The organism is Lactobacillus iners DSM 13335 (assembly GCF_000160875.1).
Taxonomy (GTDB): Bacteria; Bacillota; Bacilli; order Lactobacillales; family Lactobacillaceae; genus Lactobacillus; species Lactobacillus iners.
Window position 1 is genome coordinate 1 of sequence record NZ_GG700812.1, and the last position, 1106, is coordinate 1106.

Annotated in this window: 2 protein-coding genes; both read right to left on the reverse strand. The window is 31.4% G+C overall.

All coding sequences use genetic code 11. The features are described 5' to 3' along the window. Positions 1–234 (reverse strand): ADP-ribosyltransferase (locus tag HMPREF0520_RS06495; RefSeq protein WP_345908450.1); only part of this gene is annotated, 234 nt, incomplete at its 3' end. A 225-nt stretch (positions 235–459) separates the two neighbouring features. After that, on the reverse strand, positions 460–726 hold the full coding sequence (locus HMPREF0520_RS06500; RefSeq protein WP_006730047.1) for a structural protein: 267 nt from the start codon (positions 724–726) through the stop codon (positions 460–462). Between the last annotated feature and the right edge of the window lie 380 nt (positions 727–1106).

A 1106-nucleotide genomic window follows, 5' to 3' on the forward strand; every position in this document is an offset into this window, starting at 1 on the left:
ACCTTTTGAAAGTTCTTTAATAAATTTATCCATTTTTTCATAATCCATAAAAAATAAATCTCTTTGCAATGGTTCCTTGCCATCATATATTGGCATTTTACTTAAAGCAGAATCTAAATTGTGGACTTTTTCTTGCAAGTCATTATCCCAAATATTCAATCTCAACTTTTCATTTATCCTATAGGAATCTGAACTTATGTAATTATTTAATGCTTGAATATCATCATCTGTAATTACCTTATCATACTTGCTATAACTTGTTTCATCTTTCCACCATGCTCCAATGGAACACCTGCAATTAGGATGTACTGGAATGTCTGGGCAGTCATCAACTTCATAGATACCTTCAAGAAGATTACCACCACTATTTGAAATAGCAATCTCTCGGCAGGCTTTACATGCTCCTGGTTCTATATACCACTTGCAGTATTTGTAATCATTAGTTTTTAATGAATCGAGTTAAGCTTTATACTGCACTCTAGCTGATTCAGTCCTTGCTATTCTTTCGGCAGCATAACGCTTATTAAGTACAGTTTCTTTTACTAATGGTTTTAAATACTTGATTAGCTCTCTGGGATTATCTCCCCTAATGATTGCTGTTGATAACAATCCATCAAGATTAGCCTTTAGTGTATCAACATTTGCCCATACGTTTTTACTAAAGTCACCAACAGTAACATTAATAGTTGCACTAACGTGAAACGATATCGATTTAGTTAATAACACAATATCAGTAAATAAAACGTTATCTCATGGTTTAGACAATCGATTAATAGTTGATAGTCCAAAAACTAAACAATCAAAGCGTACAATACCTCTTTCTCCTACTTTAAGGCAAGTATTATTAAATTACCGAACAGAACCAAAAATTATTTCTGACAAGATTTTTCACACCATTAGAGGTAATTAGTTATCATTGTCCCAACTTACTCAGTAGATCAATCAAGTTTATGAAAAAGATCATGAAATTAACGAAGAATACGCTAAAAAGTTTAAACTTGATACAAATTACGTTTTAAATAAAGACTTAAAGCATATAACATTCATGGATTTAGGCATACTTTTGCAACACTACTGATAGAAAATACAACTGTTAAACCTAAAAT